The organism is Streptomyces sp. NPDC060366 (assembly GCF_042725135.1).
GTDB lineage: Bacteria > Actinomycetota > Actinomycetes > Streptomycetales > Streptomycetaceae > Streptomyces.
The window spans coordinates 826,621-853,102 of the sequence record NZ_JBHXDC010000002.1; the positions used below are offsets into that span (position 1 = coordinate 826,621).

A 26,482-nucleotide genomic window follows, 5' to 3' on the forward strand; every position below is an offset into this window, starting at 1 on the left:
GGCGCGGGCCCCGATATCGTCGGCGGATGCGCAGCTACAGCCCCGATCTGACCCCGCCCTGGAAGCGTTCGAAGCTGGCGCCCGAGGTGCCCGCCGAACCGGATCTGGTGGTCGAGGAGGTGTCGACGGGCTTCTGCGGCGCGGTGATCCGCTGCGAGAAGACCGCCGAGGGGCCGACGGTCACGCTGGAGGACCGATTCGGCAAACACCGGGTGTTCCCGCTGGTGGAGCGGGGGTTCATGCTCGAAGGCCGGGTCGTCACCCTGGTCCGCCCCACCGCCGGCGGTCCCGTCCGCCCCACCCGAACGGCCTCCGGCTCGGTCGCCGTCCCGGGCGCGCGCGCCCGTGTGGCCCGTGCGGGGCGCATCTACGTCGAGGGGCGGCACGACGCGGAGCTGGTCGAGCGGGTCTGGGGCGACGACCTGCGGATCGAGGGCGTGGTCGTGGAGTACCTGGAGGGCATCGACGATCTCCCGGCGATCGTCGCGGAGTTCGCCCCGGCGGCGGACGCGCGCCTCGGTGTACTGGTCGACCATCTGGTGCCGGGCTCCAAGGAGTCCCGCCTGGCCGAGCAGGTCACGGGGGACGACGTCCTGATCGTGGGCCACCCGTACATCGACGTCTGGCAGGCGGTGAAGCCGTCGTCGGTCGGCATCCCGGCGTGGCCGACGATCCCTCGGGGCCAGGACTGGAAGACGGGGGTGTGCCGCGAGCTGGGCTGGCCGGAAAACACCGGTGCGGCGTGGCAGCGGATCCTGGGCTCGGTGCGGTCGTACAGGGACCTGGAGCCGGAGTTGCTGGGGCGCGTGGAGGAGCTGATCGACTTCGTCACGGAGCCGGGGCTCGATTGACCGGTTCCGCCCGGTGGCCGGGTTGTCCTCAATCGCCGGACGGGCTTGTTTGGTGCGGTTGTGGCCGTGGGCCGCTCCGGGGTCATGCCCGGACGGCGTGATTTACGCCGCGTCCAAGGCTCGTTGGACCGAGGGAGACCAGGTTTCCCACGCGCCACAAATCAGCCCAAGTGTCCGGCCACGCCCCCTGCGCGTCCCCTTCCATCCCGCGGGAGGGGGACGGCGGTCGCCGACCGTTGCGGTCGCCGGCGTGAGGGGGGCGGGGTCGCAGGAGGGGTGTGTTCGGACACTCAGGCTGATTTGTGGCGCGTGAACAAGCCGGGTCAGCGGGTCCAACGAACCTTGCACGCGCCGTAAATCACGCCGTCCGGACACACCCCTCCGGAGACCCCGAACCCCGCCCACGACCGACAACCGCACCACCCCCAGCCCGGCCGGCGATTGAGGCCACAACGGCCCGCAGGGGCACCCTCAATCCACCAGCCCCCGCACCACCGCATCCGCCAGCAACCGCCCCCGCAGCGTCAGCACCGCGCGCCCCTCCCCGTACGGCCCCGCCTCCAGCAGACCCTCGGACAGCGCCCGCCCCGCCGCCGCCAGCCCGGCAGGCCGCAGCAGTGACAGTTCCACGCCGTCCGACAGCCGCAGCTCCAGCAGGATCCGCTCGACGCGCCGGTCCTCCGCCGTGAGGACCTCCCGGCCCGCGCCCGGCGACCGCCCCTCCGCCAGCGCCGCCGCGTACGCGCCGGGGTGCTTCACGTTCCACCACCGCACCCCGCCGACATGGCTGTGGGCGCCCGGCCCCGCGCCCCACCAGTCCGCGCCGCGCCAGTACAGCTCGTTGTGCAGGCAGCGCCCGGCGTCGGTGGTGGCCCAGTTGGACACCTCGTACCAGGAGAACCCGGCCGCCCCCAGCGTCTCGTCCGCGATCAGATAGCGGTCGGCGTGCTCGTCGTCGTCGGTCATGGGAATCTCGCCGCGCCGGATGCGCCGGGCGAGCCCCGTGCCCTCCTCGACGATCAGCGCGTACGCCGAGATGTGGTCCGGCCCGGCGCCCACCGCCGCCGCGAGCGAGGCGCGCCAGTCGTCGTCGCTCTCGCCGGGGGTGCCGTAGATCAGGTCGAGGTTCACATGGTCGAACCCGGCCGCGCGGGCCTCTGCCACGCACGCCTCGGGCCGCCCGGGGGTGTGGGTGCGGTCGAGGACCTTCAGGACGTGCTGCCTGGCGCTCTGCATGCCGAAGGAGATCCGGTTGAAGCCGCCTTCGCGCAGCTCCGCGAGGTACGCCGGGTCGACGGACTCCGGGTTCGCCTCGGTGGTGATCTCGGCGTCGTCGGCGAGGCCGAACTCCTCGCGTACGACGCCCAGCATCCGTACGAGGTCGGACGCGGCCAGCAGCGTGGGCGTACCGCCGCCGACGAAGACCGTACGGACGGGCCTGGGGTCGTCGCCGAGTACCTTCCGGGCGAGCCGGACCTCGTCGGTCAGGGTGTCGGCGTAGTTGTCGCGGGAGGCCAGTACGCCGCCCGAGCCTCGCAGCTCGGTCGCCGTGTAGGTGTTGAAGTCGCAGTAGCCGCAGCGGGTGGCGCAGTACGGCACGTGCAGGTAGAACCCGAGCGGCCGGTCCGCCGCGCCCTGGAGGGCGTGCGGGGGCAGCGCGCCGGACTCGGGCATGGGGTCACCGTCGGGCAGGGCGGAAGGCATGCCCCCAGTGTCCCGCATGTCGCAGGTGCGCCGGCGCGCCCTACACCGCGCGCAGCACCAGCATCGCCAGGTCGTCCGAGGGCGGGCTCGGGTCGAAGTCGTGCACCGCGCGTCTGATCCGCTCGGCAACGCCCTGCGCGCTCAGTCCCGTACAGCCCGCCAGGATCGCGGCGAGGCCGTCGTCATCGTCCAGGAGCAGCCGCCCCGAGCGGCGCTCGGTGACGCCGTCGGTGACGCACAGGAGCGTGTCCCCGGACTCCAGGTCGAAGCTGAGGCTCTCGTAGGCGACGTGCTCGTCGACCCCGAGGAGCAGTTGCGGCTCGGCCGCCACCCGTACCGTCCCGTCGGGCCGCAGCAGCAGCGGCAGGGGGTGGCCGGCGCTCGCGAGGGTGCAGCGGGCGCCGCCGCCGGTGCCGGGGAGCGGCTCCAGCTGGCCGTAGAGGAGGGACAGGAAGCGGGACTGGCCGCCGTCGGCGAGTCCGCCGCCCCGGCCGTCGTCGAGGCTCTTGCCGATGTCGCGGATGTCTTCGAGCGGGCCCAGGTCGCTGAGGCCGGGGAGACCGCTCTCGCCGCCGGAGAGGTCCTGTCCGCCGGCGACGGCGACCATCAGGGCTGCGGCCTCGGCGGCTTCCATGGCGTCGTCCAGCAGGAGCCGGTTGAGCCGGTCGAGGACTTCGCCGACGCCGTACCCCTCGCGGGCGAGGAGCCGCAGCCAGGGCCGGGCCAGGCCGGTGACGACGGCGGCCTCGGGGCCGCTGCCCTGGACATCGCCGAGCATGAAGCACCAGCGTCCGCCGGGCGGCGCGGGGAAGACGTCGTAGAAGTCGCCGCCGACCACACCGTCGTCGGCGGGCTCGTAGACGAGGTGGCTCTCGACGCCCGGGATCCGGGCGACCTGGGTGGGCAGCAGACCGCGTTGCAGGATCCGGCTGATGGTGGCCTGCCGGGTGTAGCGGCGGGCGGCGCCGATCGCGAGGCCGACCCGGCGGGCGAAGTCCTCGATGAGCGCGATCACTTCGTCGGGCATCCGGGCGAGGCGGCGCCGTCCGAGGACCAGGGTGCCGAGGGGGCGGCCGTTGGCGACGAGCCGGCAGGAGACGGCGGCGCCGTCGTGCGCGCCGGTCTGGCCCGAGCCGGGCCAGGGGACGGGTACAGGAACGTTCCGCCCGGGGCCCGAGTCCGTTGCGTCCTGGACTCGCGGGGAGTCGAGCAGCCGTGGCGGCTCCTTCTCCAGGAGGGCGCGCAGGGTCTCGATGCGGGACTCGTCGGCGTGCCAGACACGGGCGAGTCGCGGTGCGGCGCCCGCCCTGCCGTGGCCTTCGCCCTCGCCGTCGAGCCAGATGGCGCACCAGTCGGCGAGGCGGGGCACGAGCAGTTGTCCGGCGAGGGCGGCGACCAGGTCCTCGTCGAGCTGTCCGGCCAGCAGGTCGGAGGCTTCGGCGAGGAAGGAGAGGGCGCCCCGGCTGATCCAGTCCGGGTCCTCGCGCGCCGTTCCGCGCGGTGCGGGGGCGAGGATCTCGGCGGCGCGCAGGCCGCGCCGGAGGGCGGGTTCGCCGACGACTCCGTTGACTCCCGCGGCTCCGTCGGCGCCGCTACCCGCCGGGGCTTCGGCGGTCGGCCCGTCGAGCGGGAGGCGGGCCCAGACGGTCTTGAGGCCGGTGCGGTAGGTGATGCCCCAGCGTTCCGCGAGGGCGGCGATGAGCTGGAGGCCCCGGCCGTACTCGGGGGAGCCGCCGCCCGCCGGGCCGTGCGCGTCGCTGCGTACGGAGCGGGCGGGGTGGTGGTCGGACACCTCGATGACGAGCGCGGCGGGCTCCGGCTCGGCCGCCGTGTCGTCGCCGGACTCGGCCCCGGTCTCGGAACCGTCGTCGGGTCTTTCGCCGTCCGGCTCCCCCGGTGCTTCGAGACGGCAGAGCAGTTCCACGTTGGTGCCCGCGTGGACGACGGCGTTGGTGACCAGTTCGTCGACGATCAGCACCGCGTCGTCGGCCAGCCCGTCGGTGCTGTGCCGGCCCGGTGGGCACGCCTCGTCGCCCTGGCACAGGGCACAGGTGGTGAGCAGCCCGAGGCTGGTCCACTCGGCGAGCGCCGCGCGCACGAAACGGCGCGCGGCGGACGGGGCGAGCGGGTTCCCCGGCAGGCTGGTGCGTGCCGTGCGTCGCTCGTCGTTCCGGAACGCCCGGCTCCGAGCCGGATTCAGTACTTCCGGATCGTCCACGTTCCAACAGTCCCCTATAGGCCCCACGTGCGGCTCCTGGTTGTTTCTTTCGTTGCGCCGCTTACCACCCGGACAGAGTGACAGACTGAGCGTGCCCATAAGCGTCGAGTCATCGAAAATGGGCGAAGAAGTGAACGAAGAACGGAGCTCGGACGCCACTTCTCGATCGCCGTACCCTCGACACACCACGCACCCGGATTCCCCGCACCCGGCCATCACCTACTCGGACGCCACCCACGATGAGCAACCCGATACCCACCGAACCGCCCGCCGACACACCGGTCACCGACCGCGCGGGCATCCTCCTCGTCGACGACATGGAGGAGAATCTTCTCGCCCTCGAAGCGGTGCTGGCATCGCTCAACGTGCCGCTGGTACGAGCCCGTTCGGGCGAGGAGGCGATACGGGCCCTGCGCCGCGAGCGGTTCGCCCTGGTCCTGCTGGACGTCCGGATGCCGGGCATGGACGGTTTCGACACCGCCGCCGGCATCAAGCGCCTCGATCAGGCCAAGGACGTCCCGATCATCTTTCTGACCGGGAGCGATCCCGACAGCGGGTTCACGTTCCGAGGCTACTCGACGGGGGCCGCCGACTTCATCCCGAAGCCGTTCGACCCGTGGGTGCTGCGCGCCAAGGTGAACGTCTTCCTCGAACTGCACAGTAAGAACCGGCAGTTGGAGGCCCTGCTCGCACGGGATCACGTACAGCTCGCCGAGATGGCCCACCGGCTCTCCGCGATCGGGTCCATGCTCGGCGATGCGGGCCCCGGCGACATCGGTACGGACGACGGTGACGGCGACGCGACCACCCTGCGCGGCCCCGGTGAGCTGACGGCGCTGCGCGGCCATGTGGCCGGGCTGGACAACATACTGCGGGAATTACGACGCGGACGGAGCTCTCAGCCGTAGTTCCCGGCCGACAGCCCCGCCCACGTACTCATGTACGACGCGTAGACGCCTCTACGCCTCCCGCGCTCCCGCGTACATCTCGTCCAGCAGGTGCTTGTACTCCCGCTCCACGACGGGCCGCTTGAGCTTCAGGCTCGGCGTCAGCTCGCCGTGCTCGATGTCCAGGTCGCGCGGCAGCAGCCGGAACTTCCTGATCGTCTGCCAGCGCTGAAGCCCCTCGTTGAGCTCCTTCACATAGCCCTCGACGAGCTCCTGGGTCCGCGGTGAGGCGACGACGTCGGCGTACGACGCGCCCTCCATGCCGTTCGAGGCCGCCCAGCCGAGCAGAGCGGCCTCGTCCAGCGAGATGAGCGCGGTGCAGAAGTTACGGTCGGCGCCGTGCACCAGGATGTTGGAGACGTACGGGCACACCGCCTTGAACTGGCCCTCGACCTCGGCCGGCGCGATGTACTTGCCGCCGGAGGTCTTGATCAGGTCCTTCTTGCGGTCGGTGATCCGCAGATAGCCGTCGACCGACAGCTCGCCGATGTCGCCGGTGTGGAACCAGCCGTCGGATTCGAGGACTTCGGCGGTCTTCTCGGGCAGCCCGTGGTAGCCGTCCATGATGCCGGGGCCGCGCAGCATGATCTCGCCGTCGTCGGCGATGCGGACCTCGGTGCCGGGCAGCGGCTTGCCGACGGTGCCGGTGCGGTAGGCCTCGCCCGGGTTGACGAAGCTCGCGGCGCTCGACTCCGTCAGGCCGTAGCCCTCCAGGATGTGGATCCCGGCGCCGGCGAAGAAGAAGCCGATGTCGGGCGCGAGCGCGGCGGATCCGGAGACCGCGGCGCGCAGCTGTCCGCCGAACGCCTCGCGGAGCTTGGAGAAGACGAGCTTGTCGGCGACGGTGTGCTTGGCGCCGAGCGCGAAGGGCACCGAAGCGGTGCCGGTGTGGCGGAAGTTGTCCTGGCTGACCTTCGCGTACTCGCGCGAGACACCCGCGGCCCACTGGAAGATCTTGTACTTCGCGGCGCCGCCCGCGCGTGCCTTGGCCGCGACCCCGTTGTAGACCTTCTCGAAGATGCGGGGCACCGCCGCCATGTAGGTCGGCCGCACCACCGGCAGATTCTCGATGATCTTGTCGACGCGCCCGTCGACGGCGGTGACATGACCGACCTCGATCTGGCCGGAGGTGAGCACCTTGCCGAAGACGTGCGCGAGCGGCAGCCAGAGGTACTGCACGTCGTCCTTGGTGACGAGCCCGGTGGCCGCGATGGCCTTCGCCATGTACGACCAGTTGTCGTGCGGCAGCCGCACGCCCTTGGGTCGGCCCGTGGTGCCCGAGGTGTAGATGAGGGTGGCGAGCTGCTCGGCCGTGATCGCGCCGACCCGCTCCTTGACGACCTCGGGGTGCTGCTCCAGGTACTTCGTGCCGCGCTCCTCCAGCTCGGCGAGCGAGATCACCCAGCCGTCCGGGTCACCCTCGGCGGGCTTCGCGTCGGCCGTCTCGATCACCACGACATGCGCGAGGTTCGGCAGCTCGGCCATGCGCTCGCGCGCCTTGGCGAGCTGGGCGGCGTCCTCGGCGATGAGGACGCGACTCTCGGAGTCGGCGAGGATGTACGCGCACTCCTCGGCGTTCGTCGAGGGGTAGACCGTCGTGGTCGCGGCGCCCGCGCACATCACCCCGAGGTCGGCGAGGATCCACTCGACCCGCGTGGCGGCGGCGAGCGCGACGCGCTCCTCGGCCCGTACACCGAGCGCGATCAGACCGGCCGCCATCGCGTACACGCGCACCGCGGCCTGGCCCCAGCTCAGGGATTTCCAGTCGTCGGGACCCTGGCCCGAGACGGGGGGAACGGGATAGCGGTAGGCCTCGGCGTCCGGCGTTGCCGCCACGCGCTCAATGAAAAGGGCCGCCACCGACGGCGGCCTGTTCTCGATCAAGGTCTTTGTGTCGCTCACGACGTCCTCCGGGCCCCGCAAAGCTTGCGCGACTGGTTTGTTGTTTAACTGGTGAGTAACCATCGAGCAGTGATCAGACTAGAGTGCACCCGCCCGGTGCGTAAGAGGACGCGTGCAGCCGCTTCATAACGAACCGGACCTGTGAACGCCGGTCGGGCCCGGGCGCCTGAGCGCACGGGCCCGACCGGTCCTACTCGCGAGTCACTTCCGGTCGTCGCTTCCCGGTCACTGCTTTCGGGTCACACCTTCGGTCACTTCTTCTTGCTCGACGACTCGTCGCTGGAGAGCACCGCGATGAAGGCCTCCTGCGGGACCTCCACACTGCCGACCATCTTCATCCGCTTCTTGCCCTCCTTCTGCTTCTCCAGCAGCTTGCGCTTCCGGGAGATGTCACCGCCGTAGCACTTGGCGAGAACGTCCTTACGGATGGCGCGGATCGTCTCGCGGGCGATGACCCGGGAGCCGATGGCCGCCTGGATGGGCACCTCGAAGGCCTGGCGCGGGATGAGTTCCCTGAGCTTGGCGACGAGCCGTACGCCGTACGCGTACGCCTGGTCCCGGTGCGTGATGGCGGAGAAGGCGTCGACCTTGTCGCCGTGCAGCAGGATGTCGACCTTGACGAGCTGGGCGCTCTGCTCGCCGGTGGGCTCGTAGTCCAGCGACGCGTAACCGCGGGTCTTGGACTTCAACTGATCGAAGAAGTCGAAGACGATCTCGGCGAGCGGGAGGGTGTAGCGGATCTCGACCCGGTCGGCGGAGAGGTAGTCCATGCCGAGGAGCGTGCCGCGGCGGGTCTGGCACAGCTCCATGATCGAGCCGATGAACTCGCTCGGCGCCAGGATCGTGGCCCGCACGACGGGCTCGTGCACCGAGTCGATCTTCCCCTCGGGGAACTCGCTCGGGTTGGTGACGATGTGCTCCTTGCCGTCCTCCATCTCCACCCGGTAGACCACGTTCGGCGCGGTCGCGATCAGGTCGAGGTTGAACTCACGCTCCAGCCGCTCCCGGATCACGTCGAGGTGCAGCAGCCCGAGGAAGCCGACGCGGAAGCCGAAGCCGAGAGCCGCGGAGGTCTCCGGCTCGTAGACCAGCGCCGCGTCGTTGAGCTGGAGCTTGTCGAGGGCGTCGCGCAACTCGGGGTAGTCCGAGCCGTCCAGCGGATAGAGGCCGGAGAACACCATCGGCTTGGGGTCCTTGTAGCCGCCCAGCGCCTCGGTCGCGCCCTTGTTGAGGGACGTGATCGTGTCACCGACCTTGGACTGCCGTACGTCCTTCACGCCGGTGATGAGGTAGCCGACCTCGCCGACCCCGATGCCGTCGGCCGGGGTCATCTCGGGTGACGAGACACCGATCTCCAGCAGCTCGTGCGTGGCGCCGGTCGACATCATCCGGATGCGCTCGCGCTTGTTGAGCTGGCCGTCGATGACACGTACGTAGGTGACGACGCCCCGGTAGGAGTCGTACACCGAGTCGAAGATCATCGCGCGCGCCGGGGCGTCCGCGACGCCGACCGGCGGGGGCACGTCCTTGACCACCCGGTCGAGCAGCACGTCCACGCCGACGCCGGTCTTCGCGGAGACCTTGAGGACGTCCTCGGGCTGGCAGCCGATCAGGTTCGCCAGCTCCTCCGAGAACTTCTCGGGCTGGGCGGCCGGCAGGTCGATCTTGTTGAGCACCGGGACGATGGTGAGGTCGTTCTCCATCGCCAGATAGAGGTTGGCGAGGGTCTGCGCCTCGATGCCCTGGGCGGCGTCCACCAGCAGGACCGTGCCCTCGCAGGCGGCGAGCGAGCGGGAGACCTCGTAGGTGAAGTCCACGTGGCCCGGAGTGTCGATCATGTTCAGGACATGGGTCGTTCCCTGGTCCGGACCCTCGTTGGGGGCCCACGGCAGCCGGACCGCCTGGGACTTGATCGTGATGCCGCGCTCGCGCTCGATGTCCATCCGGTCGAGATACTGAGCGCGCATCTGCCGCTGGTCGACCACTCCGGTCAGCTGGAGCATCCGGTCGGCGAGCGTCGACTTGCCGTGGTCGATGTGCGCGATGATGCAGAAATTACGGAGCAGCGCCGGGTCCGTACGGCTCGGCTCGGGCACGTGGGTAGGGGTCGCGGGCACGCAGGGTCCTGATTCTTGAGACGCGCGGCGTCTCGTCTCGGGTCGACATCGGATCGATACGTAGGCTCCATCGTCCCACGGGTACGGGGCTGCGCCCGGTTTGGGCCGGTCGGACGGTGACTGGTAGCGTGGGCGGCTGTGTCTGCTGCCGTCTCGGCACGGGCGCTCATTCAAAGATCATCGAACCTGAAAAGGCATTTCGTGGCGAACATCAAGTCCCAGATCAAGCGGAACAAGACCAACGAGAAGGCGCGCCTGCGCAACAAGGCCGTCAAGTCGTCGCTCAAGACCGCGATCCGCAAGGCCCGCGAGGCCGTCGTCGCCGGTGACGTCGAGGCGGCCAACGTGGCCGTCCGCGAGGCGTCGCGCAAGCTCGACAAGGCTGCCTCGAAGGGTGTCATCCACAAGAACGCCGCCGCCAACAAGAAGTCGGCGCTGGCGTCCAAGGTTGCCGCCCTGCAGGGCTGAGCGACTGTCTGCTCACTCTTGATTCCAACCGCCGGAACGGACTCAGCGGGCCCTCTCTACCGCTCCTGACCGGTGTCTTTCGGATTCGCACACGACTGCGTTCGCCACGCGGGTGCGGATCCAACCAGGTTTGACGACGAAGGCCCCGGTACGGCGTACCGGGGCCTTCGGCATGCGGGTCCGTCCTCGGTCGCCGTTGCCGACCGGAGAGCCGCTAGCGGCCGGCGCGGGCCGCGCGGGCGATGGTGACGACCGCCTTCTCCAGCGCGTACTCGGGGTCGGCGCCGCCGCCCTTGACGCCTTCGTCGGCCTCCGCGACCGCGCGCAGCGCCGTCGCCACCGCGTCCGGGGTCCAGCCCCGCATCTGCTGGCGCACCCTGTCGATCTTCCACGGCGGCATGCCCAGCTCACGGGCGAGGTCCGCGGGCCGGCCGCCCCGCGCCGACGACAGCTTCCCGATGGCGCGCACGCCCTGCGCGAGGGCGCTGGTGATCAGTACGGGCGCGACACCGGTCGACAGCGACCAGCGCAGCGCTTCGAGCGCGTCGGCCGCGCGGCCCTCCACGGCCCGGTCGGCGACGGTGAAGCTGGAGGCCTCGGCGCGGCCCGTGTAGTAGCGGGCGACGACGGCGTCGTCGATCGGGCCTTCGACATCGGCGACGAGCTGGGACACCGCGCTCGCCAGCTCCCGCAGATCGCTGCCGATCGAGTCGACCAGCGCCTGGCACGCCTCGGGCGTGGCCGAGCGCCCCAGCGCGCGGAACTCCGACCGCACGAAGCCCAGCCGCTCGGCGGGCTTGGTCGTCTTCGCGCAGAGGACCTCACGGGCGCCGGCCTTGCGGGCCGCGTCCAGGAGCGCCTTGCCCTTGGGCCCGCCCGCGTGCAGCAGGACGAGCGTGATCTCCTCGGCCGGTGCGTCGAGGTACGCCTTGACGTCCTTGATCGTGTCCGCCGAGAGATCGTGCGCGTTCCGTACGACGACGACCTTGCGCTCCGCGAACAGCGACGGGCTCGTCAGCTCGGCGAGGGTGCCCGGATGGAGCTGGTCGGAGGGGAGGTCGCGCACGTCCGTGTCCGGGTCGGCGGCGCGGGCTGCCGCCACGACCTGCTGGACGGCGCGGTCCAGCAGCAGGTCCTCCTGGCCCACGGCGAGCGTGAGAGGGGCGAGCGGATCGTCGGGGGAAGTCTTCCTGGTGGCCATCGCGGTCCAGCATCGCACGGCCCACCGACACCGCCCGGACCACCGCCCGTCGTACGGGAGAATGGCCGGGTGAGCGATGTTCGACATGTACTGGTGCTGCCCGACCGCGACGCCGCCGAGGAGGTCGCGGGCGAACTCGCCGACCGCTTCGGCGTGCTGGAGGAGCCCCAGCTCGTACGGGACGCCCTGGCCGGCGAGGACGACGCCGAGGACGCGCAGTGGCTGGTCGTGATCGAGGACGCGCGGGCCCGCCTCGATCCCACGGCACTGGACGCCTTCGCCGCCGAGTACGAGGGGTGGCTCGAAGCTCCGGCCCAGGGGTGAGAGGCCCAGGAGGAGACCCGGGCGCGTGCGACGATCGCGGCGCGCGGCGGCCGGTCGCCCACGCGGAACTTCCCGGAAGTGGAGTCAGGTGAAGGACGACGAGATACGCGCACGGTTCGACGGCCGAGCGCGCGTCGAGCTGATCCCCGAGGGCCATGTCACAGCCGCGAAGCGGCGCCGTCTCGAGGACATCGCCCACGCGCTCGGCCACCGGTTGCTCGACAACCAGACGCCGGCCTGGAGCGCGTCCTGTTCCGGACAGGGGCTTGGTCGGTCAGCTACCCGCAGGTACCGGACGTCCAGCTACGTCCCTCCCTTCTCTCGCCTGTCCTGACCCGCGGCACCCGGTCGAGCTCCAGCCCGAAGTGCTCCCGGTAGGCGGCCAGGATCTCGGCGTCCCCTTCCAGCGGCCGCTCGTTCCGCTCGCCGGCCACGGTGGTGATGAGCGTGCTGCCGGTGAGCGTGATCCGGCCGTCGTCGGTGTTCCGGGAGCAGACCAGCGACCTGGTGAAATGGGAGTCCGGCGACGTCCGGTGGTACCAGGCACCGGCGGTGAAGTCGGCCAGCGCGCGTGGCCGTTGGTCGACCCGGAACTGCGGCTTGCCGTCCCGCACGACGTCGAGGTCCCCGTCCGGGCCCGCCACGATCCGGAACGTACCGGCCGGGTCCTCCTGGTCACCGCGCTCGTCGAGAGCCAGCGGGTGGGCGCTGTGATTCCCGAAGCCCACGTCGGCGAACCACCGGTCCACCTCGCGTCCCGATCCGGTCGGAGCGGGCGTCTCGACAAGGAGCGTCATGTGGTCGTACGGGATCCCCAGACTCCCGTCCGCCGTGAAGACGCGGGCCTGAAGGAGCGTCACCCGGAAGCCGAGCCCACGCAGCAACACCGCGAAGGCGCCGTTGAGTTCGTAGCAGAAACCTCCCCTCCTCCTGTCCACGACCTTGGCGGCCAGCGCCGCATCCTCAAGGAGGATCTCCTCGCCCAGATGCACGGACAGATTCTCGAACGGCACGGTCCGCAGATGCCGTACCTGTAGATCCCGCAGTGCCACGGCGTCCGGTTCGGCGGGCCGGTCGGCGCCGATCCGGCGCAGATAGTCGGAGATGGTCCGAGACGTGTCCATGTCCTCAGTCTGGCCCGGCGGCCCCCTTCCCACCATGCGTCGTTCGTCCTGGTCCGAACGCCCGGGACGGTGCGACCGGCACTGATCTCGGCCCGGTCACCCCGGCCCGCGTGCCACGGCCCGCAGCCCCTTCCCCGTACCCGTCACCGCGACGGCGCCGTCGGTGTCGGTACGCATCACCACCGCTCCCCCGGCCCGCAGCGCACCCACCGTGTGCGGCGACGGATGGCCGTACGGGTTGTCCCTGCCGCAGGAGATCAGGGCCAGCCGGGGCCGCACCGTACGCAGCAGTCCGGGGTCCTGGAAGGCCGAACCGTGGTGGGCGACCTTCAGCACATCCACCGGCGGCAGCGTCGGATGGTCCCTCGACAGGCCCTGCTGGGCGGGCGGTTCGAGATCGCCGAGCAGCAGCAGCGTCGTACCGCCCGCCGTCCGGACGAACAGGGTGACGCTGGCGTCGTTCGGCCCGCCCGCGCCGAGCCCCGGCCCCGCCCTCGGCCACAGCACCCGCCAGTCGAGCGGCCCGACCCGGCGCCGCTCCCCCGGTGTCGCACGCACCAGCGGAATGTCCGCGGCCTCCGCCGTCCGCCGCACGAACGCGCTCTGTTCCCATGGCTCCTGAAGGGTCGTCGTCTGGATGGCACCGACCGTCCTGCCACGCAGCACCCCGGGCAGCCCGGTGACATGGTCGGCATGGAAGTGGCTGACCACGAGCAGCGGTACGCGGGTGATCCCGAGGTCCCGCAGACAGCGGTCGGCCAGCTTGGGATCGGGACCTGCGTCCACGACCACACCGGCGCCCTCACCGGCCGCGAGCACCATCGTGTCGCCCTGGCCGACGTCGCACATCGCCACCGCCCAGCCCGGCGGCGGCCAGCCGGTGACCATCCGGGTGAAGGGAGCCGGCCGCAGGACCGCCAGCAGCAGGAGCACCGCGCAGCCGGCGGCGACCCATGGGCCGCGTATCCGCCGTACCGCGCACACGACGAGGACGGTGATGACCGCGAGCAGCGCCCCGCCCCGCCAGCCGCCGGGCCACTCGGCCTCGGCTCCCGGCAGCGCCGCCCCGGTGCGGGCGACGGAGGCGATCCATCCGACGGGCCAGCCCGCGCACCGGGCCAGCAGCTCGGCCACCGGCATCGCCACCGGCGCCGTGGCGAGCGCCGCGAATCCGAGCACCGTCGCGGGCGCCACGGCCAGTTCGGCGAACAGGTTGCAGGGGATCGCGACGAGGCTGACCCGCGCGGCGAACACCGCCACCACCGGTGCGCACACGGCCTGCGCCGACGCGGCCGCCGCCAGGACCTCGGCGAGCCGGGGCGGCACGCCGCGCCGCTGCATCGCAGCGCTCCAGCGCGGCCCGATGGTGAGCAGCGCGCCCGTGGCGAACACGGACAGCACGAAGCCGAAACTGCGTGCCAGGGCCGGGTCCCAGAGCACGAGGAGCAGTACGGCGGCGGCCAGCGCCGGGATCAGCGTTCTGCGCCGGCCGGTGCCGATGGCGAGCAGGGTGATCACTCCGCAGGCCGCCGCCCGCAGCACGCTCGGCTCCGGCCGGCAGACCACCACGAAGGCGAGCGTGAGCGCCCCGCCGAAGACGGCGGTCGACCGTAGCGAGATTCCCAGCCGTGGGGCGAGTCCGCGCCGCTCGGCCCTCAGGGCGAGCCCCGGAGGCCCGATGAGCAGGGCGAGGACGATCGTCAGATTGCTTCCGGAGACGGCGAGCAGATGGGAGAGGTCGGTCGCCGTGAACGCGTCGTGCAGCTCGGGCGGGATACGGGAGGTGTCCCCGACGACCAGTCCGGGCAGCAGGGCCCGGGCGTCCGGCGGAAGCCCTTCCGTCGCCTCCCGCAGCCCCGCGCGCAGATCCCCGGCCGTGCGTTGCGGACCGGTCGGCGGGCGTACGACCCGCGGCGGCCCGCTCCCCTCCACCCGCAGCACCGCCGCGTACCGCTCGTCCCCCTCCGTCGGCGGCGCGAGCCGCCCGGCCAGCCTGAGCCCGGTGGACGGCAGCAGCCGCTGCCACGCATCGGCTCCTCCCCCGGCCCCGGCCTGGGCGAAGACGAGCACAGGCGTACGGAGGGTGGTGACGGCTCCGTCCGTTGATGTCACGCGCGTGAGGTCCGCGTCCAGGACGAGACCGGCCGCCGAGAGAGTGTCGCCCCGGACCCTCGGTCTGGTGGGGCGCGGGTCGGAGGTGACCGTCAGGTCCACGGTGACGTGCGCGTACCGCTCGGCCAGTCCCGGAACCGGGCCTCGGTGCCGGTCGGCGCCGTGCAGCCAGGCGGATCCCGCCCCCGCCGAGGCGCAGAGCAGCACGGCGGCGACCGCGACACCGTTCACCCGCCGCCGCGGGCCCCTCGGCCCGGCACGCGCCCGGCGCCCCCGCCGCGTCGGCACGAGGGCCGCCCGCACCAGCAGCAGGCCCGCCAGGGCCAGCCCGGCCAGCACCGCGCCGGCGGTCAGGTCACCCGGCGCGCCCGTCGCCAGGGCCGCGGCGGCCCAGGCGGCCAGCGCGGGCGGAACCAGCCGCAGATCGGCCGGGCCCTCCTGGCGGGGGTCCGCGGCACCCAGATGCCCCGCGGCGGCGTGTACGGCCGCGCGGGTCACGGCCGTACACGGGGCTCGATGTCGGCGAACCGGCGTTCGCCGATCCCGTTCACCTCGCGCAGCTCGTCCACGGACCGGTATCCGCCGTGCTGGGTGCGGTAGTCGATGATGTGCTGCGCGAGCACCGGCCCGACGCCGGGCAGTGTGTCGAGCTGTTCCACGGTGGCCGTGCTGAGACTCACCGGCGCCCCGCCGGGACCCGCGCCGCCGACGCCCGGCCCGGCGGCTCCCCCGCCCGGCGCGACCTGTCCGGGTGGCGCGGGGCCGCCCACGACCACCTGTTCGCCGTCCACCAGCACACGCGCCCGGTTGAGCCCGGTCAGATCGGCGCCGGGCTTGACTCCCCCGGCGGCCCGGAGCGCGTCGGTGACCCGCGACCCGGCGGGCAGCCGGTGGACGCCGGGACTGCGCACCTTGCCACTGACATCGATCACCACACGCTTGGCCGGTGACGCCTCGGCGGCGGGTGGCGGTGCCCCTGGCGACGGTTCCGGCTCGCGCGCGGAGCCGGTCGCGGCCACCTCTTCGCGGACCGTCTCCGGCGCGCTGACCGGCTGGGGCCTGCCGGACCAGAAGTGCTGGGCCGCCAGGACTGCGGCGACCACCAGCACCACCGTGAGCGCGGCCAGGGTCTTGGGCTCCAGCCCGCATCTGAGCTGCACCCACACCGGCAGCCGGTCCCGCACGGCGAGCCATGCCCGCTCACGCCGCCCGCCCGGCGGCTCCCCCACCCCCGGCGGCGACGTGCCACCGCCGGCGCCACCGACCGCCGCCCCGGCCGGAGTTGGCGGCGGAGCCGAAACTGCGGCCGATGCCGGGGCCGGTACCGGAGCCGGAGCCAATGGCGGGGCCGGCAGCGGAGTTGGTGGTGGGCTCGCGCCCACCGTCGCGGCAGTGCGCGCCGCACCCGCGTCGGCGAGCCCACCGGCTGCGGGCGTCGCAGTGCCCGATGTGACGGCGAACAGGGCATCGGCGCGGCGGCGCAACGCGGCGGGCGCCGCAGCCGTCCCCGCGCGCCGATGGCGCGGGCGCGGCGCGGAGGAGGAACGGCGAACGCGGCCGTCGGACGTCGAGGACCGGCCTGGGCCGCTGGTCACGGTGTGTGATCGGAGAGTCATGTCCCAGACGGTAGGCACTCCCGCCCGATCCCGCCGAAGAGGTCGAATTACCGTGGATAACTCACCAGTTGTGGATAACTCGGCCACTCGAACGAGTGCTTCCGCGCCCCCACCGCAACCACCCCGGCCACGCCCACCACAACCGCCCCACCTCAGCGCGGTGAGACCACAGCCCCCAACAGCCCCGGCCCGGTGTGCGCCCCGATCACCGCGCCCACCTCGCTCACATGCAGCTCGGCGAGGCCCGGCACCCGCTCCCGCAGCCGGTCGGCGAGGGCCGCGGCCCGTTCGGGCGCCGCGAGATGGTGGACCGCGATATCGACCTGACCGGTACCGGCCCGGTCCGCGACGATCTCCTCAAGGCGCGCGATCGCCTTCGACGCCGTACGTACCTTCTCCAGCAACTCGATCCGGCCGCCGTCCAGTTGGAGCAGCGGCTTCACGGCGAGCGCCGAGCCGAACAGCGCCTGCGCGGCGCCGATACGACCGCCGCGCCGCAGGTAGTCGAGCGTGTCGACGTAGAAGTACGCGTACGTCCCCGCGGCCCGCTTCTCGGCCGCAGCCACCGCCTCGTCCAGCGAGCCGTCCGACTCCGCCGTCTCGGCCGCCGCCAGGGCGCAGAAGCCGAGGGCCATCGCCACCATGCCGGTGTCCACGACCCGTACCGGCACGGGCGCCTCGCGTGCGGCGAGGACCGCGGCGTCGTACGTGCCGGAGAACTCCGCCGACAGATGCAGCGAGACGATGCCCGTCGCACCGGCCTCTGCGGCGGCCCGGTAGGCGGCGGCGAATACCTCGGGGCTCGGCCGCGAGGTGGTCACGGAGCGCCGTTTCTGGAGCGCGAGGGCGAGCGATCTGGCGGAGATCTCGGTGCCCTCTTCGAGTGCCCGGTCGCCCAGCACCACGGTCAGCGGCACCGCGGTGATGCCATGGCGTTCCATCGCCTGCGGCGGCAGGTAGGCCGTTGAATCGGTGACGATCGCGACATGGCGGGACATGAGCGGGAGGTTACCCGCCGCGACCACCGGTCGGGAGCCCGGCCCCGCCTCGCCGAGCGAATTCGAAGAGGTCCCCATCGGCTTCCGCCCTCTTCCTTGCTTCCACGTTCTTGATCTCGGCGGGTCCATACCTCTGACGGCCCGCCACCCGCCATGCGTGTGCCCCGTCGGAACACCGGCAATCACCGTCCGTCGGCGCAGGACCGACACGGAGCGGTCAGTTGGTCGTCTCCGGCCGCGCCGACTTCTCCTGCCATGGATAGGTCGTCTGCCGGGGGTCCGGCGGATCGATCGCCTGCGGCCCTTCGGCGGCCGGGGGCGGCTCGGGCCATGTCTGGTCGGCGAGCGTGGGCTCCACGCCCTCCGGTCGCGCCGTACGCCCGCCGCGCTGTCCCGCCCGCTCCGGCCCGCTCGCGGACTCCGGGGCGGACGCCTCCGGCTCCGGCCACTCCATCGGCTGCGGTCGCGCCTGGCCCGTCTGGGCGTTCGGCCGCGAATCCGGTTCCACCGCGGTCCAGTGCCGCAGCGCGCCCGACTCGACGTCGATCTGTTCGCTCAGGAGCGTCAGCTCGTCCTCGGAGAACTTCCGCGCCCGGTCCCTGGCCGCCCACCGCAGCGAGTCGGCGGACTTCGTGATCCGTTCCGTACGGTCCCGCAGCTCGGGGAGGCGCTGCGAGAGCGTCGCCCGGTCCGGGTCCCGCTCCAGCCGCCTGAGCTCGTCGTCCAGCTCGCGCCCGTACACACTCAGCCGCTGGAAGAGGTTCAGCGACTCCGACAGCGAGGCGTCCTCCGCCTCGTTCGCCCGGAGCGCCTCCTGGGTGGCGCGCATGGACGTGCGCAGCGAGAGCCGGAGCTGGGCCAGCTCGGCGGTGACCCCGGTCTGCCCGAGGCTCTTGGCTCTCAGGGTGGTGTCCTCGACCGTCCGGCGGGCCTGCGTGATCGTACGGTCCACGCCTCGCTTCGCCGCGCGGACCGCCTTGACGCTCACGAACACGCCCAAGGCCACGAATGCGACAAAGAGCAGCGCCACGATCAAAAGCACGGCCTCCATGGTGGATGCCTCTCCGGTGTCGACGTCGGTACCTCCACCGTAAACGGAACGGGCAGCCTGAGGGTTCCGCCCGAACCCCCAAACTGCCCGTAAGGGAAAGCCCTGTGCCCGCACCAGGGCGTGCGCGAGCCCGCCGGCGCCCGTCCGGGGCCCGGGAAGCCCCGTAGAGCCCCCCGAAGCCCCGTCGGCACCTACGCGGACACGACTACCCCCGCACGATCACGCGGGCACGATGTTGACCAGCTTCGGTGCCCGCACGATCACCTTGCGGATGCCCGCGCCGCCCAGCGCCGCGACCACCGCGGCGTCACCCAGCGCCAGCGCTTCGAGATCCTCGTCCGAGATCGACGGGGAGACTTCCAGCCTCGCCCTGACCTTGCCCTTGACCTGGACGACGCAGGTGACGGACTCGTCCACCACATACGCCGGATCTGCGGCCGGGAAGGCCTCGTGCACGACCGAGCCGGTGTGCCCCAGCTTGCGCCACAGCTCCTCGGCGACGTGCGGCGCCAGCGGCGCCACCAGCAGCACCAGCCGCTCCGCGACCGAGCGGGCGATCGGCGCGCCGGTCTTGGTCAGATGGTTGTTCAGCTCGGTGATCTTGGCGATGGCGGTGTTGAAGCGCAGCGCGGCCAGGTCCTGGCCGACGCCGTCGATCGCCTTGTGCAGGGCACGCAGGGTCGCCATGTCGATGTCGTCGTCCGGGACGTCGAGGACCGTGACCTCTCCGGTCGCCTCGTCCACGACGTTGCGCCACAGCCGCTGCAGCAGCCGGTACTGGCCCACCACCGCGCGGGTGTCCCACGGCCGTGAGACGTCCAGCGGACCCATGGCCATCTCGTACAGCCGCAGGGTGTCGGCGCCGTACTCCGCGAAGATCTCGTCCGGAGTGACCGCGTTCTTCAGGGACTTGCCCATCTTGCCCAGCAGCTTGCTGACCTTCTCGCCGCGGTACCAGTGGCCGTCCTCGCGCTCCTCGACCTCGGCCGCCTCGACCGCGATGCCGCGGCTGTCGCGGTAGACGAACGCCTGGATCATGCCCTGGTTGTACAGCTTGTGGAACGGCTCCACCGACGAGACGTGACCCAGGTCGAACAGCACCTTGGACCAGAAGCGCGCGTACAGCAGGTGCAGTACGGCGTGCTCGGCGCCGCCCACGTACAGGTCGACACCGCCGTGCGGCATGCCCTCGCGGGGGCCCATCCAGTACTGCTCGACGGTGGGGTCGACCAGCTTCCGCGTGTTGTGCGGGTCCAGGTAGCGCATCTCGTACCAGCACGAACCGGCCCAGTTCGGCATGGTGTTGGTCTCGCGGCGGTAGCGCCGTACGCCCTTGCCGTCGCCCAGGTCCAGCTCGACGGAGACCCAGTCCTCGTTGCGCGACAGCGGCGTCTCGGGCCGGGTGTCCGCGTCGTCCGGGTCGAACGTGCGCGGCGAGTAGTCGTCGACCTCGGGCAGTGCCAGCGGCAGCATCGACTCGGGCAGCGCGTGCGCGATGCCGTCCTCGTCGTAGACGACGGGGAAGGGCTCGCCCCAGTAGCGCTGCCGGCTGAACAGCCAGTCCCGCAGCCGGAAGTTGACGGTTCCCCGGCCGATACCCTCGGCGACCAGCCATTCGGTGATCTTCGCCTTGGCATCGACGACGCCCAGACCGTCCAGTGTGACGGCGGGGGCCGACGAGTTGACGATCTTCGCGTCGTTCGCGACGAACGCGTCGTCCCACTCCGCGGGATCGGTGCCCCGGCCGTCCTTCGGCTCCACGACGCAGCGCATCGACAGTTCGAAAGCGCGTGCAAACGCAAAGTCACGACTGTCGTGCGCCGGGACGGCCATGATCGCGCCGGTGCCGTATCCCATCAGCACGTAGTCCGCGATGAAGACCGGGATCCGCTCGCCGTTGGCCGGATTGGTGGCATAGCCACCGGTGAAGACGCCCGTCTTGTCCTTGGCCTCGGCCTGCCGCTCGACGTCGGACTTCGACGCGGCCTGCTTGCGGTACGCGTCGACGGCGTCGGCGGGCGTCGCGTGGCCGCCCGTCCACACGTCGTGCGTGCCCTCGGGCCAGGCGGCCGGGACGATCTTCTCGACCAGCTCGTGCTCCGGCGCCAGGACCATGTACGTGGCGCCGAACAGCGTGTCCTGACGCGTCGTGAAGACGGTGATGGCACCGGCGTCGCCGACCGGGAAGTCGACGCGCGCGCCCTCGCTGCGCCCGATCCAGTTGCGCTGCTGCTGCTTGATGGCGTCGGGCCAGTCCAGCGCGTCCAGGTCGTCCAGCAGCCGGTCGGCGTAGGCCGTGATGCGCATGTTCCACTGGCGGAGCTTGGACTTGAAGACGGGGAAGTTACCGCGCTCGGAGCGTCCGTCGGCGGTGACCTCCTCGTTGGCCAGGACGGTGCCGAGGCCGGGACACCAGTTGACGGGGGCGTCGGAGGCGTACGCCAGGCGGTACTCGCCCAGGATGTCGGCGCGCTCGTTCTCGGTCAGCTCGCTCCAGCCGCGGCCGTCCGGCGTCGCGCGCTCGCCGCTCTCGAACCGGGCCACCAGCTCGGTGATCGGGCGGGCCCCGCCGGCCTCGGGGTCGTACCAGGAGTTGAAGATCTGTACGAAGATCCACTGCGTCCAGCGGTAGAACTCGGGGTCGATCGTGGCGATCGAGCGCCGCTTGTCGTGCCCCAGGCCCAGCCGGCGCAACTGCCGCGTCATGTTCTCCATGGCGGCCTCGGTCGACTCCCGGGGGTGGGTGCCGGTGCTGATCGCGTACTGCTCGGCGGGCAGGCCGAAGGCGTCGAAGCCCAGCGTGTGCAGCACGTTGTACCCGCTCATGCGCTGGTGGCGGGCGTAGACGTCGGTGGCGATGTAGCCGAGCGGGTGCCCGACGTGCAGTCCGGTCCCGGAGGGGTACGGGAACATGTCCATGACGTACTTCTTGGGGCGCTCGACGACCGCCGGGTCGCCGGCCAGGTCACCCGTCGGGTTCGGCGCCTCGTAGGTGCCGTCCGTGTCCCAGAAGTCCTGCCAGCGTGCCTCGATGTCGGCGGCCATGGCAGCCGTGTAGCGGTGCGGCGCGGTCGGTGCGGTCGTCTCCGCGCCGGCGGCGGCCGGATTCGTCTCGCTCATGTCCTCTGAAGCTCCATCGATCGTCTCTGCCGCGGGAATGAAAAAACCCCTCACACAGGAGGGGGCAGCCACGCTGATTCCGACCGGATCTGTCATCCGTCGGTACTGATCAGCGCGGCTCGCTAAGCAGAAGGCGTACGGCACGCATGCGAGCAGGGTACCGCAGCGGACACAGGGCCCGCATGCCGCATTCGAGGCGGTACGCGGAGGGTCGCCCGGCGGCGGTGACTGCGATTCGCGACAGCGACGGGACGTTCGACGGCCATACAGGATCGTTCGAGTCGGGAACAGGCCATTGACCCCTATGTGATTCATCGAACCTTCGATGCCCGAGTTACCCCGCGTATCGACCCTATCCGGGGCATCCCCAGGGGCAGTTGACGCATCGTCCGCCCGGTAAACCTGCAAACGGCGTACTGCCCAGTATGGAGCGACTTAGCATGCGGCAACGGGACCGCTTTGCCGAGCCATTCGGAGTTGCCCCTATGAACTTTCACAAGATCCGTTCATCACTTCCCCCGAGCCACGGCATGAGCCGCTCGGTCCAGGGAGGGCTGTCGGTCGCCGCACTCGTACTCGTCCCTCTCCTCGCCGTCGCGGGGAGTGACGGGTTCCGCGCGATGCTCGACTTCACCACCGGCGTCCTGTCGCTGGTGTCCCTGACGGCCGCCGTCGCCTGGGGGCTGATGGCCACCGACCGGCTGCTGCTCTCACCGCGCCACCGGCTGCTCGCCCAGGGCATCCACCGATTCACGGCGATGGCCTCCCTCGGCTTCCTGCTGCTGCACGCCACGGTGAAGGTCTCCCTCGGGCATGTGGCGCTGATCGGCGCCGTGCTGCCCTTCGGCCTCGGGATCACCGGCACGAGCGGCCTCATCGGCCTCGGCTCGCTCGCCGGGTTGCTGATGGTCGTCGCCGCCTCGACGGGCGCGCTGCGCAGCGCCTTCGCCGTCCCCGGCAAGGTCGCCGGCCGCTGGCGCGCGCTGCACATGCTGGCGTACCCGGCCTGGTGCTTCGCGCTGATGCACGGGCTGTACGCGGGGCGTGCCGCCGCGACCTGGGTGATGACCCTGTACTGCCTGGCGCTCGTGGGCGTCATCGGCGCCGTCTCCGTACGGCTGCTGCCGCGACCGGTCCAGCGCCGTATCGCCGACAGGATCCTCACACTGACCGGCGGCGTGCGCGAGACTCCCGAGCCGGAGCAGTCGGAGCGCCGCGACCTGACCCGCGAACCGCTGCCGGGTACGGCGGGTCTGCCGCGGGTGGAGTTCGAGCAGCGGTTCCCGCGCCAGCGGTCCGCGTCCGATCCGGCCTCTCCCCCGGCGTCGGCGCTGCCGCTCGGTCCGCCACTGGGCTCGACGCGTGTGCCGCCGCGCATCGCCCCGCCGTCGCCTCCTCTTTACGAGGCCGGGCGCCCGCCGAGCGCGGACCCGTTCGCGGACACCTTCGTCCCCGACTCCTTCACGCCGCCGTCGGCCGCGCCGTACGCCGCCGCCCCGCCGACGCCGCCCGCGGCTCCCTACCCGGACCCGCTGGCGGACACGTTCGTCGACCCGGGACGCGGTGCCGGTCCGGGTCCGGGCGCCGGCGGCGGTACGGGTCCCGGTACGGGCCTGTCGGCCGGCTACCGGGCCGTCTCGCTCGGCGCCGATCCCCCGGCCCCCGCACCCGCGCCCCCGCCCTTCGGCGGCCGTCCCGACCCGCTGACGTCGGCCGAGATCCCGTACGCCGAACGCATCCCCATGACCGAGGAGATACCGGTCATCAGCGAGCCGTCGGCCGCCGGGGCCGGTCTGTGGCCCACGCCGTCGCCCCCGCTTCCCGTCCAGGCCCGTGCCCACGAGACGGGCGCCGACGCCGCGCCGACGCCCGTGACCGACCCGTACCAGCAGGCGTCGCCGTACCCGCAGGAGTACCAGCGGCAGGAGACATACCAACGGGCTGAGACAAACCAGCGGTCCGACACGTACCTACAGTCGTCCCCTTACCAACAGGCCGACGCCGCCCCGGGGCCCGACCTGTACCAACAAGCCGACCTGTACCGGCAGTCGGACGACACGTTCCAGCAACCTCCCGCGAACGGCGGGGGAACCCCGAGTGCCGGTGAACCCTGGTACCCACCCGCAGGAGACCGACAGTGAACGCCCCTCTCCCCGATGTCCCCGAAGTCCGTGTCGTCGGCCTTCCCCAGCTGACACAGGGATTCGACCTCGTCGAGCGACTCGACCTCTCCATGCACCTGAAGGTGCACGGGCCGCTGGAGCCGCTGACCGGGGAACTGCTCGCACAGCTCGCCGAGAACATCACCCTGCGCGGACGCGGGGGCGCCGGTTTCCCCTTCGGCAAGAAGCTCCGCGCCGTCGCCAAGGCGTCGATCCGGCGCGGGGTGCGCCCCGTCGTCGTCATCAACGGCAGCGAGGGCGAACCGGCCTGCCGCAAGGACACGGTGCTGCTCAACCGCGCACCCCATCTCATCCTCGACGGCGCCCTGTTGGCGGCCGAGGCGCTGGGCGCGCGCACCCTGGTCGTCGCCGTGACCCGCAACTCCACCGAGATATCCATGCGGGCCGCGCTCGCCGAACGCGGCCTGTCCGACCGGCGCGGGCAGCAACTGCGGGCGCGGGTGGTCCGTACGCCCGAGCGCATGGTCTCCGGCGAGGCCTCGTCGGTCATCCGCGCGGCGAACGGCGGGCCCGCCCTGCCGCCCGGCCGCCGCGAGCGGGCCGCCGAGTCGGGCATCGGGGGCGCCCCGACGCTGCTGTCCAACGCCGAGACGTACGCGCAACTGGCCATCGGGGCCAGGATCGGCGCGCGCCGCTACGGGCACACGGGGCTCGACGCGGAGCCCGGCACCGTCATGCTCACCATCTCCGGCGCCGTCGCGCGCCCGATGGTCGTGGAGGTGCCCACGGGGGTGCCACTGCGTTACGTGCTCCAGCTCGCCGGGGCGCCGCCGCTCCCCCAGGGTGTGCTGACCGGTGGGTACCACGGCAACTGGATCGACTCCGTGGCCGCGCACGACGCGGTCGTCTCGCGTGAGTCCCTCGCGGCGGTGGGGGGTTCGCTCGGCGCGGGCGCGATCCTGCCGATCGGCCCGGAGACCTGCCCGCTGGGTGAGGCGCTGCGCGTGGCCAACTGGCTCGCCGCCGAGACGGCCGGTCAGTGCGGGCCCTGCAAGCTCGGCCTGCCGGCCGCGGCGGGCGGCCTGAGCGACGTACTGAACGGCGGCGGCCCCGCGGCCCTGGAGGCCCTGCGCGAGGTCACCCAGGCGGTACGGGGGCGGGGAGCGTGCAAGCACCCCGACGGGTCCGCGCGGTTCTTCATGTCCACCCTCTCCGCCTTCACCGACGACCTCGCCGCCCATGTGCTGGACGGCGGCTGCGGCCGCGACACCACGGGTGTGCTGCCGCTGCCGGGCCCCGGCTACCAGACCGCGGAGGAGTCCATCCCGAGCGGCGAGAAGCTGGCCGTGGACTGGACGCTCTGCCAGGGCCACGGACTCTGCGCGGACATCGTGCCCGAGCTGATCCGGCTCGGCCCCGACGGCTACCCCGCGCTCGCCGACGCCTCCGTACCGATGCATCTGCGGGGCCGCGCCCAGCGCGCCGTACGGCGCTGCCCGGCGCTCGCGCTCCGTATCGAGCAGCCGGCGCCGCAGCGTCCCGCGCGGCAGGGAGGTCCGGCGGCCCTGCCGCCGGGCGGTGCCAGGAAGGCCCTCGGCATGGGGCGCTGACACGTCCTTCGTAAGGAGGCCGGTCCGGGCGCGCCGACACGGGTGTCAGTGCGGCATGGGTGCCAGTGCGGCACAGACGTCAGTGCGGCCGGTAGACCGAGACGAGGAAGGAGACGGTCACCGGGAGCGGCGTGTCCAGCGACGCGACGCTCCGGTGCACGTCTTCGAGGCCGAGGTGGTGGGCACTCGGACCCATCAGGATCAGATTGCGCACGTCCGCGTCGGTCATGGTGGCCTCGCGCTCCACGACGTCCGTGCTCTCCTGCCGGAAGTGACCGGAGAGTGTGCGGTGCAGCCGGTCCTCCTTGGCGGCGTCGACGGACAACATGCCCAGGCTCGCGGGGAGTTCCATGAGGTGGCGCGGGGTCGGGGTGACGACGACGAGGGCGCCGTCCGGCCGCAGGACGCGCTGGAACTCCGGGCCGTTGCGGGGCGCGAAGACGTTGATCACGACGTCGGCCGCGCCGCTCACGACGGGCAGCGGCTTCCAGATGTCGCCGGTCGCCGCACCGGCCCGCGGATGGGCGCCGGCGGCCCGGCGCAGCGCGAACTTGGACGCGTCGAGGCCCAGTCCCACGGCGTCGGGCAGGGCGTCGAGAACGGTCGCCAGGTAGTACCCGGTGCCCGCCCCGGCGTCCAGGACGGTGCCGTCCGGCGGGCACAGCTCCGCGACGGTATCGGCCAGCGCGCGGGCGAGCGGTTCGTAGTGGCCGGCCTCCAGGAACAGCGTCCGGGCCGTCACCATGGCCGCGTTGTCGGCGTTGGCCGCGTTCGCGCCGCCGGTCAGCAGGCTGAGATAGCCCTGGCGGGCGACGTCGAACGAGTGGCCCGCCGCGCAGCCGAGGGACTTGACGCCCCGGAGGGTCTCGAAGGATGCCGGGACACCGTGCGGCGGTGCGAGCGGCCCGTCGCACAGGGGGCACCTCAGTACGTCGAGCAGCCGGTGCCAAAGGTCGGGCGCGGTGGGCGAGTTGGACACGGCGTTCCTCCGCGACG

18 protein-coding genes are annotated in these 26,482 nt (G+C 72.0%); 6 read left to right on the forward strand and 12 right to left on the reverse strand.

Features of this window, described 5'->3' with window-relative positions; genetic code table 11:
- Nucleotides 1-26 precede the first annotated feature (26 nt).
- Nucleotides 27-851: a DUF3097 domain-containing protein gene (locus tag ACFWHU_RS08380; RefSeq protein WP_387224396.1), complete on the forward strand. Its 825-nt coding sequence runs from the start codon at nucleotides 27-29 to the stop codon at nucleotides 849-851.
- A 471-nt stretch (nucleotides 852-1,322) separates the two neighbouring features.
- On the opposite strand, the gene hemW is transcribed toward ACFWHU_RS08380, so the two are convergent.
- On the reverse strand, nucleotides 1,323-2,555 hold the full coding sequence (gene hemW / locus ACFWHU_RS08385) for a radical SAM family heme chaperone HemW (RefSeq protein ID WP_387224397.1): 1,233 nt from the start codon (nucleotides 2,553-2,555) through the stop codon (nucleotides 1,323-1,325).
- Nucleotides 2,556-2,595: 40 nt separating this feature from the next.
- On the reverse strand, nucleotides 2,596-4,773 hold the full coding sequence (locus tag ACFWHU_RS08390) for a SpoIIE family protein phosphatase (protein ID WP_385795151.1): 2,178 nt from the start codon (nucleotides 4,771-4,773) through the stop codon (nucleotides 2,596-2,598).
- A 239-nt stretch (nucleotides 4,774-5,012) separates the two neighbouring features.
- On the opposite strand from ACFWHU_RS08390, the gene ACFWHU_RS08395 reads away from it, so the two are divergent.
- On the forward strand, nucleotides 5,013-5,681 hold the full coding sequence (locus tag ACFWHU_RS08395) for a two-component system response regulator (RefSeq protein ID WP_385795154.1): 669 nt from the start codon (nucleotides 5,013-5,015) through the stop codon (nucleotides 5,679-5,681).
- 51 nt (nucleotides 5,682-5,732) lie between these two features.
- Here ACFWHU_RS08395 and ACFWHU_RS08400 read toward each other — a convergent pair whose 3' ends face one another.
- Both ACFWHU_RS08400 and lepA read right to left on the reverse strand, forming a co-directional pair.
- Nucleotides 5,733-7,622, reverse strand: a complete 1,890-nt coding sequence (locus ACFWHU_RS08400) for an AMP-dependent synthetase/ligase (RefSeq protein WP_387224398.1) — start codon at nucleotides 7,620-7,622, stop codon at nucleotides 5,733-5,735.
- A gap of 251 nt (nucleotides 7,623-7,873) precedes the next feature.
- Nucleotides 7,874-9,739: a translation elongation factor 4 gene (gene lepA / locus ACFWHU_RS08405; RefSeq protein ID WP_078077404.1), complete on the reverse strand. Its 1,866-nt coding sequence runs from the start codon at nucleotides 9,737-9,739 to the stop codon at nucleotides 7,874-7,876.
- Between the two features lie 201 nt (nucleotides 9,740-9,940).
- On the opposite strand from lepA, the gene rpsT reads away from it, so the two are divergent.
- A complete protein-coding gene (gene rpsT / locus ACFWHU_RS08410) occupies nucleotides 9,941-10,207 on the forward strand; it encodes a 30S ribosomal protein S20 (RefSeq protein ID WP_078077403.1) in 267 nt (88 codons plus the stop codon).
- Between the two features lie 214 nt (nucleotides 10,208-10,421).
- Here rpsT and holA read toward each other — a convergent pair whose 3' ends face one another.
- Nucleotides 10,422-11,408, reverse strand: coding sequence for a DNA polymerase III subunit delta (gene holA, locus ACFWHU_RS08415; RefSeq protein WP_385795162.1), 987 nt, complete (start codon nucleotides 11,406-11,408; stop codon nucleotides 10,422-10,424).
- Nucleotides 11,409-11,477: 69 nt separating this feature from the next.
- On the opposite strand from holA, the gene ACFWHU_RS08420 reads away from it, so the two are divergent.
- Nucleotides 11,478-11,732 carry a hypothetical protein gene (locus tag ACFWHU_RS08420; protein WP_385795165.1) on the forward strand — a complete coding sequence of 85 codons (255 nt, stop codon included), beginning with the start codon at nucleotides 11,478-11,480 and terminating at the stop codon, nucleotides 11,730-11,732.
- Between the two features lie 278 nt (nucleotides 11,733-12,010).
- On the opposite strand, the gene ACFWHU_RS08425 is transcribed toward ACFWHU_RS08420, so the two are convergent.
- The 6 genes from ACFWHU_RS08425 to leuS form a co-directional block, all read right to left on the reverse strand.
- Complete coding sequence (locus ACFWHU_RS08425) at nucleotides 12,011-12,856, reverse strand: arylamine N-acetyltransferase (RefSeq protein WP_387224399.1); 846 nt, start codon at nucleotides 12,854-12,856, stop codon at nucleotides 12,011-12,013.
- A gap of 96 nt (nucleotides 12,857-12,952) precedes the next feature.
- On the reverse strand, nucleotides 12,953-15,466 hold the full coding sequence (locus tag ACFWHU_RS08430) for a ComEC/Rec2 family competence protein (protein ID WP_387224400.1): 2,514 nt from the start codon (nucleotides 15,464-15,466) through the stop codon (nucleotides 12,953-12,955).
- The gene (locus tag ACFWHU_RS08435) at nucleotides 15,463-16,197 is read right to left on the reverse strand and encodes a helix-hairpin-helix domain-containing protein (protein WP_385795174.1); all 735 of its coding nucleotides are present in this window, start codon (nucleotides 16,195-16,197) and stop codon (nucleotides 15,463-15,465) included. Before ACFWHU_RS08435 ends, ACFWHU_RS08430 begins: the two co-directional genes overlap by 4 nt.
- A 539-nt stretch (nucleotides 16,198-16,736) precedes the next feature.
- Complete coding sequence (locus ACFWHU_RS08440; RefSeq protein WP_385795177.1) at nucleotides 16,737-17,582, reverse strand: DegV family protein; 846 nt, start codon at nucleotides 17,580-17,582, stop codon at nucleotides 16,737-16,739.
- Nucleotides 17,583-17,799: 217 nt separating this feature from the next.
- On the reverse strand, nucleotides 17,800-18,633 hold the full coding sequence (locus tag ACFWHU_RS08445) for a hypothetical protein (protein WP_387224401.1): 834 nt from the start codon (nucleotides 18,631-18,633) through the stop codon (nucleotides 17,800-17,802).
- Nucleotides 18,634-18,852: 219 nt separating this feature from the next.
- Entirely contained in the window at nucleotides 18,853-21,753 is a 2,901-nt protein-coding gene (gene leuS, locus ACFWHU_RS08450; RefSeq protein ID WP_387224402.1) for a leucine--tRNA ligase, read from the reverse strand.
- Nucleotides 21,754-22,238: 485 nt separating this feature from the next.
- On the opposite strand from leuS, the gene ACFWHU_RS08455 reads away from it, so the two are divergent.
- Nucleotides 22,239-23,894: a hypothetical protein gene (locus tag ACFWHU_RS08455; protein WP_385795186.1), complete on the forward strand. Its 1,656-nt coding sequence runs from the start codon at nucleotides 22,239-22,241 to the stop codon at nucleotides 23,892-23,894.
- Nucleotides 23,891-25,486 carry an NADH-ubiquinone oxidoreductase-F iron-sulfur binding region domain-containing protein gene (locus tag ACFWHU_RS08460; RefSeq protein ID WP_385795189.1) on the forward strand — a complete coding sequence of 532 codons (1,596 nt, stop codon included), beginning with the start codon at nucleotides 23,891-23,893 and terminating at the stop codon, nucleotides 25,484-25,486. The genes ACFWHU_RS08455 and ACFWHU_RS08460 overlap by 4 nt, the downstream gene beginning before the upstream one ends.
- A gap of 79 nt (nucleotides 25,487-25,565) precedes the next feature.
- On the opposite strand, the gene ACFWHU_RS08465 is transcribed toward ACFWHU_RS08460, so the two are convergent.
- Nucleotides 25,566-26,465 (reverse strand): putative RNA methyltransferase, encoded by a 900-nt coding sequence (locus ACFWHU_RS08465; RefSeq protein WP_387224403.1) that lies wholly within the window; start codon nucleotides 26,463-26,465, stop codon nucleotides 25,566-25,568.
- Nucleotides 26,466-26,482 lie beyond the last annotated feature (17 nt).

Coding starts and splice junctions, on each gene's coding strand:
- hemW (WP_387224397.1), bottom strand. CDS start 2,555: ATGCCTTCCGCCCTGCCCGACGGTGACCCCATGCCCGAGTCCGGCGCG.
- ACFWHU_RS08440 (WP_385795177.1), bottom strand. CDS start 17,582: ATGTCCCGCCATGTCGCGATCGTCACCGATTCAACGGCCTACCTGCCG.
- holA (WP_385795162.1), bottom strand. CDS start 11,408: ATGGCCACCAGGAAGACTTCCCCCGACGATCCGCTCGCCCCTCTCACG.
- ACFWHU_RS08455 (WP_385795186.1), top strand. CDS start 22,239: ATGAACTTTCACAAGATCCGTTCATCACTTCCCCCGAGCCACGGCATG.
- leuS (WP_387224402.1), bottom strand. CDS start 21,753: ATGAGCGAGACGAATCCGGCCGCCGCCGGCGCGGAGACGACCGCACCG.
- ACFWHU_RS08395 (WP_385795154.1), top strand. CDS start 5,013: ATGAGCAACCCGATACCCACCGAACCGCCCGCCGACACACCGGTCACC.
- ACFWHU_RS08425 (WP_387224399.1), bottom strand. CDS start 12,856: ATGGACACGTCTCGGACCATCTCCGACTATCTGCGCCGGATCGGCGCC.
- ACFWHU_RS08445 (WP_387224401.1), bottom strand. CDS start 18,633: ATGGAGGCCGTGCTTTTGATCGTGGCGCTGCTCTTTGTCGCATTCGTG.
- ACFWHU_RS08380 (WP_387224396.1), top strand. CDS start 27: ATGCGCAGCTACAGCCCCGATCTGACCCCGCCCTGGAAGCGTTCGAAG.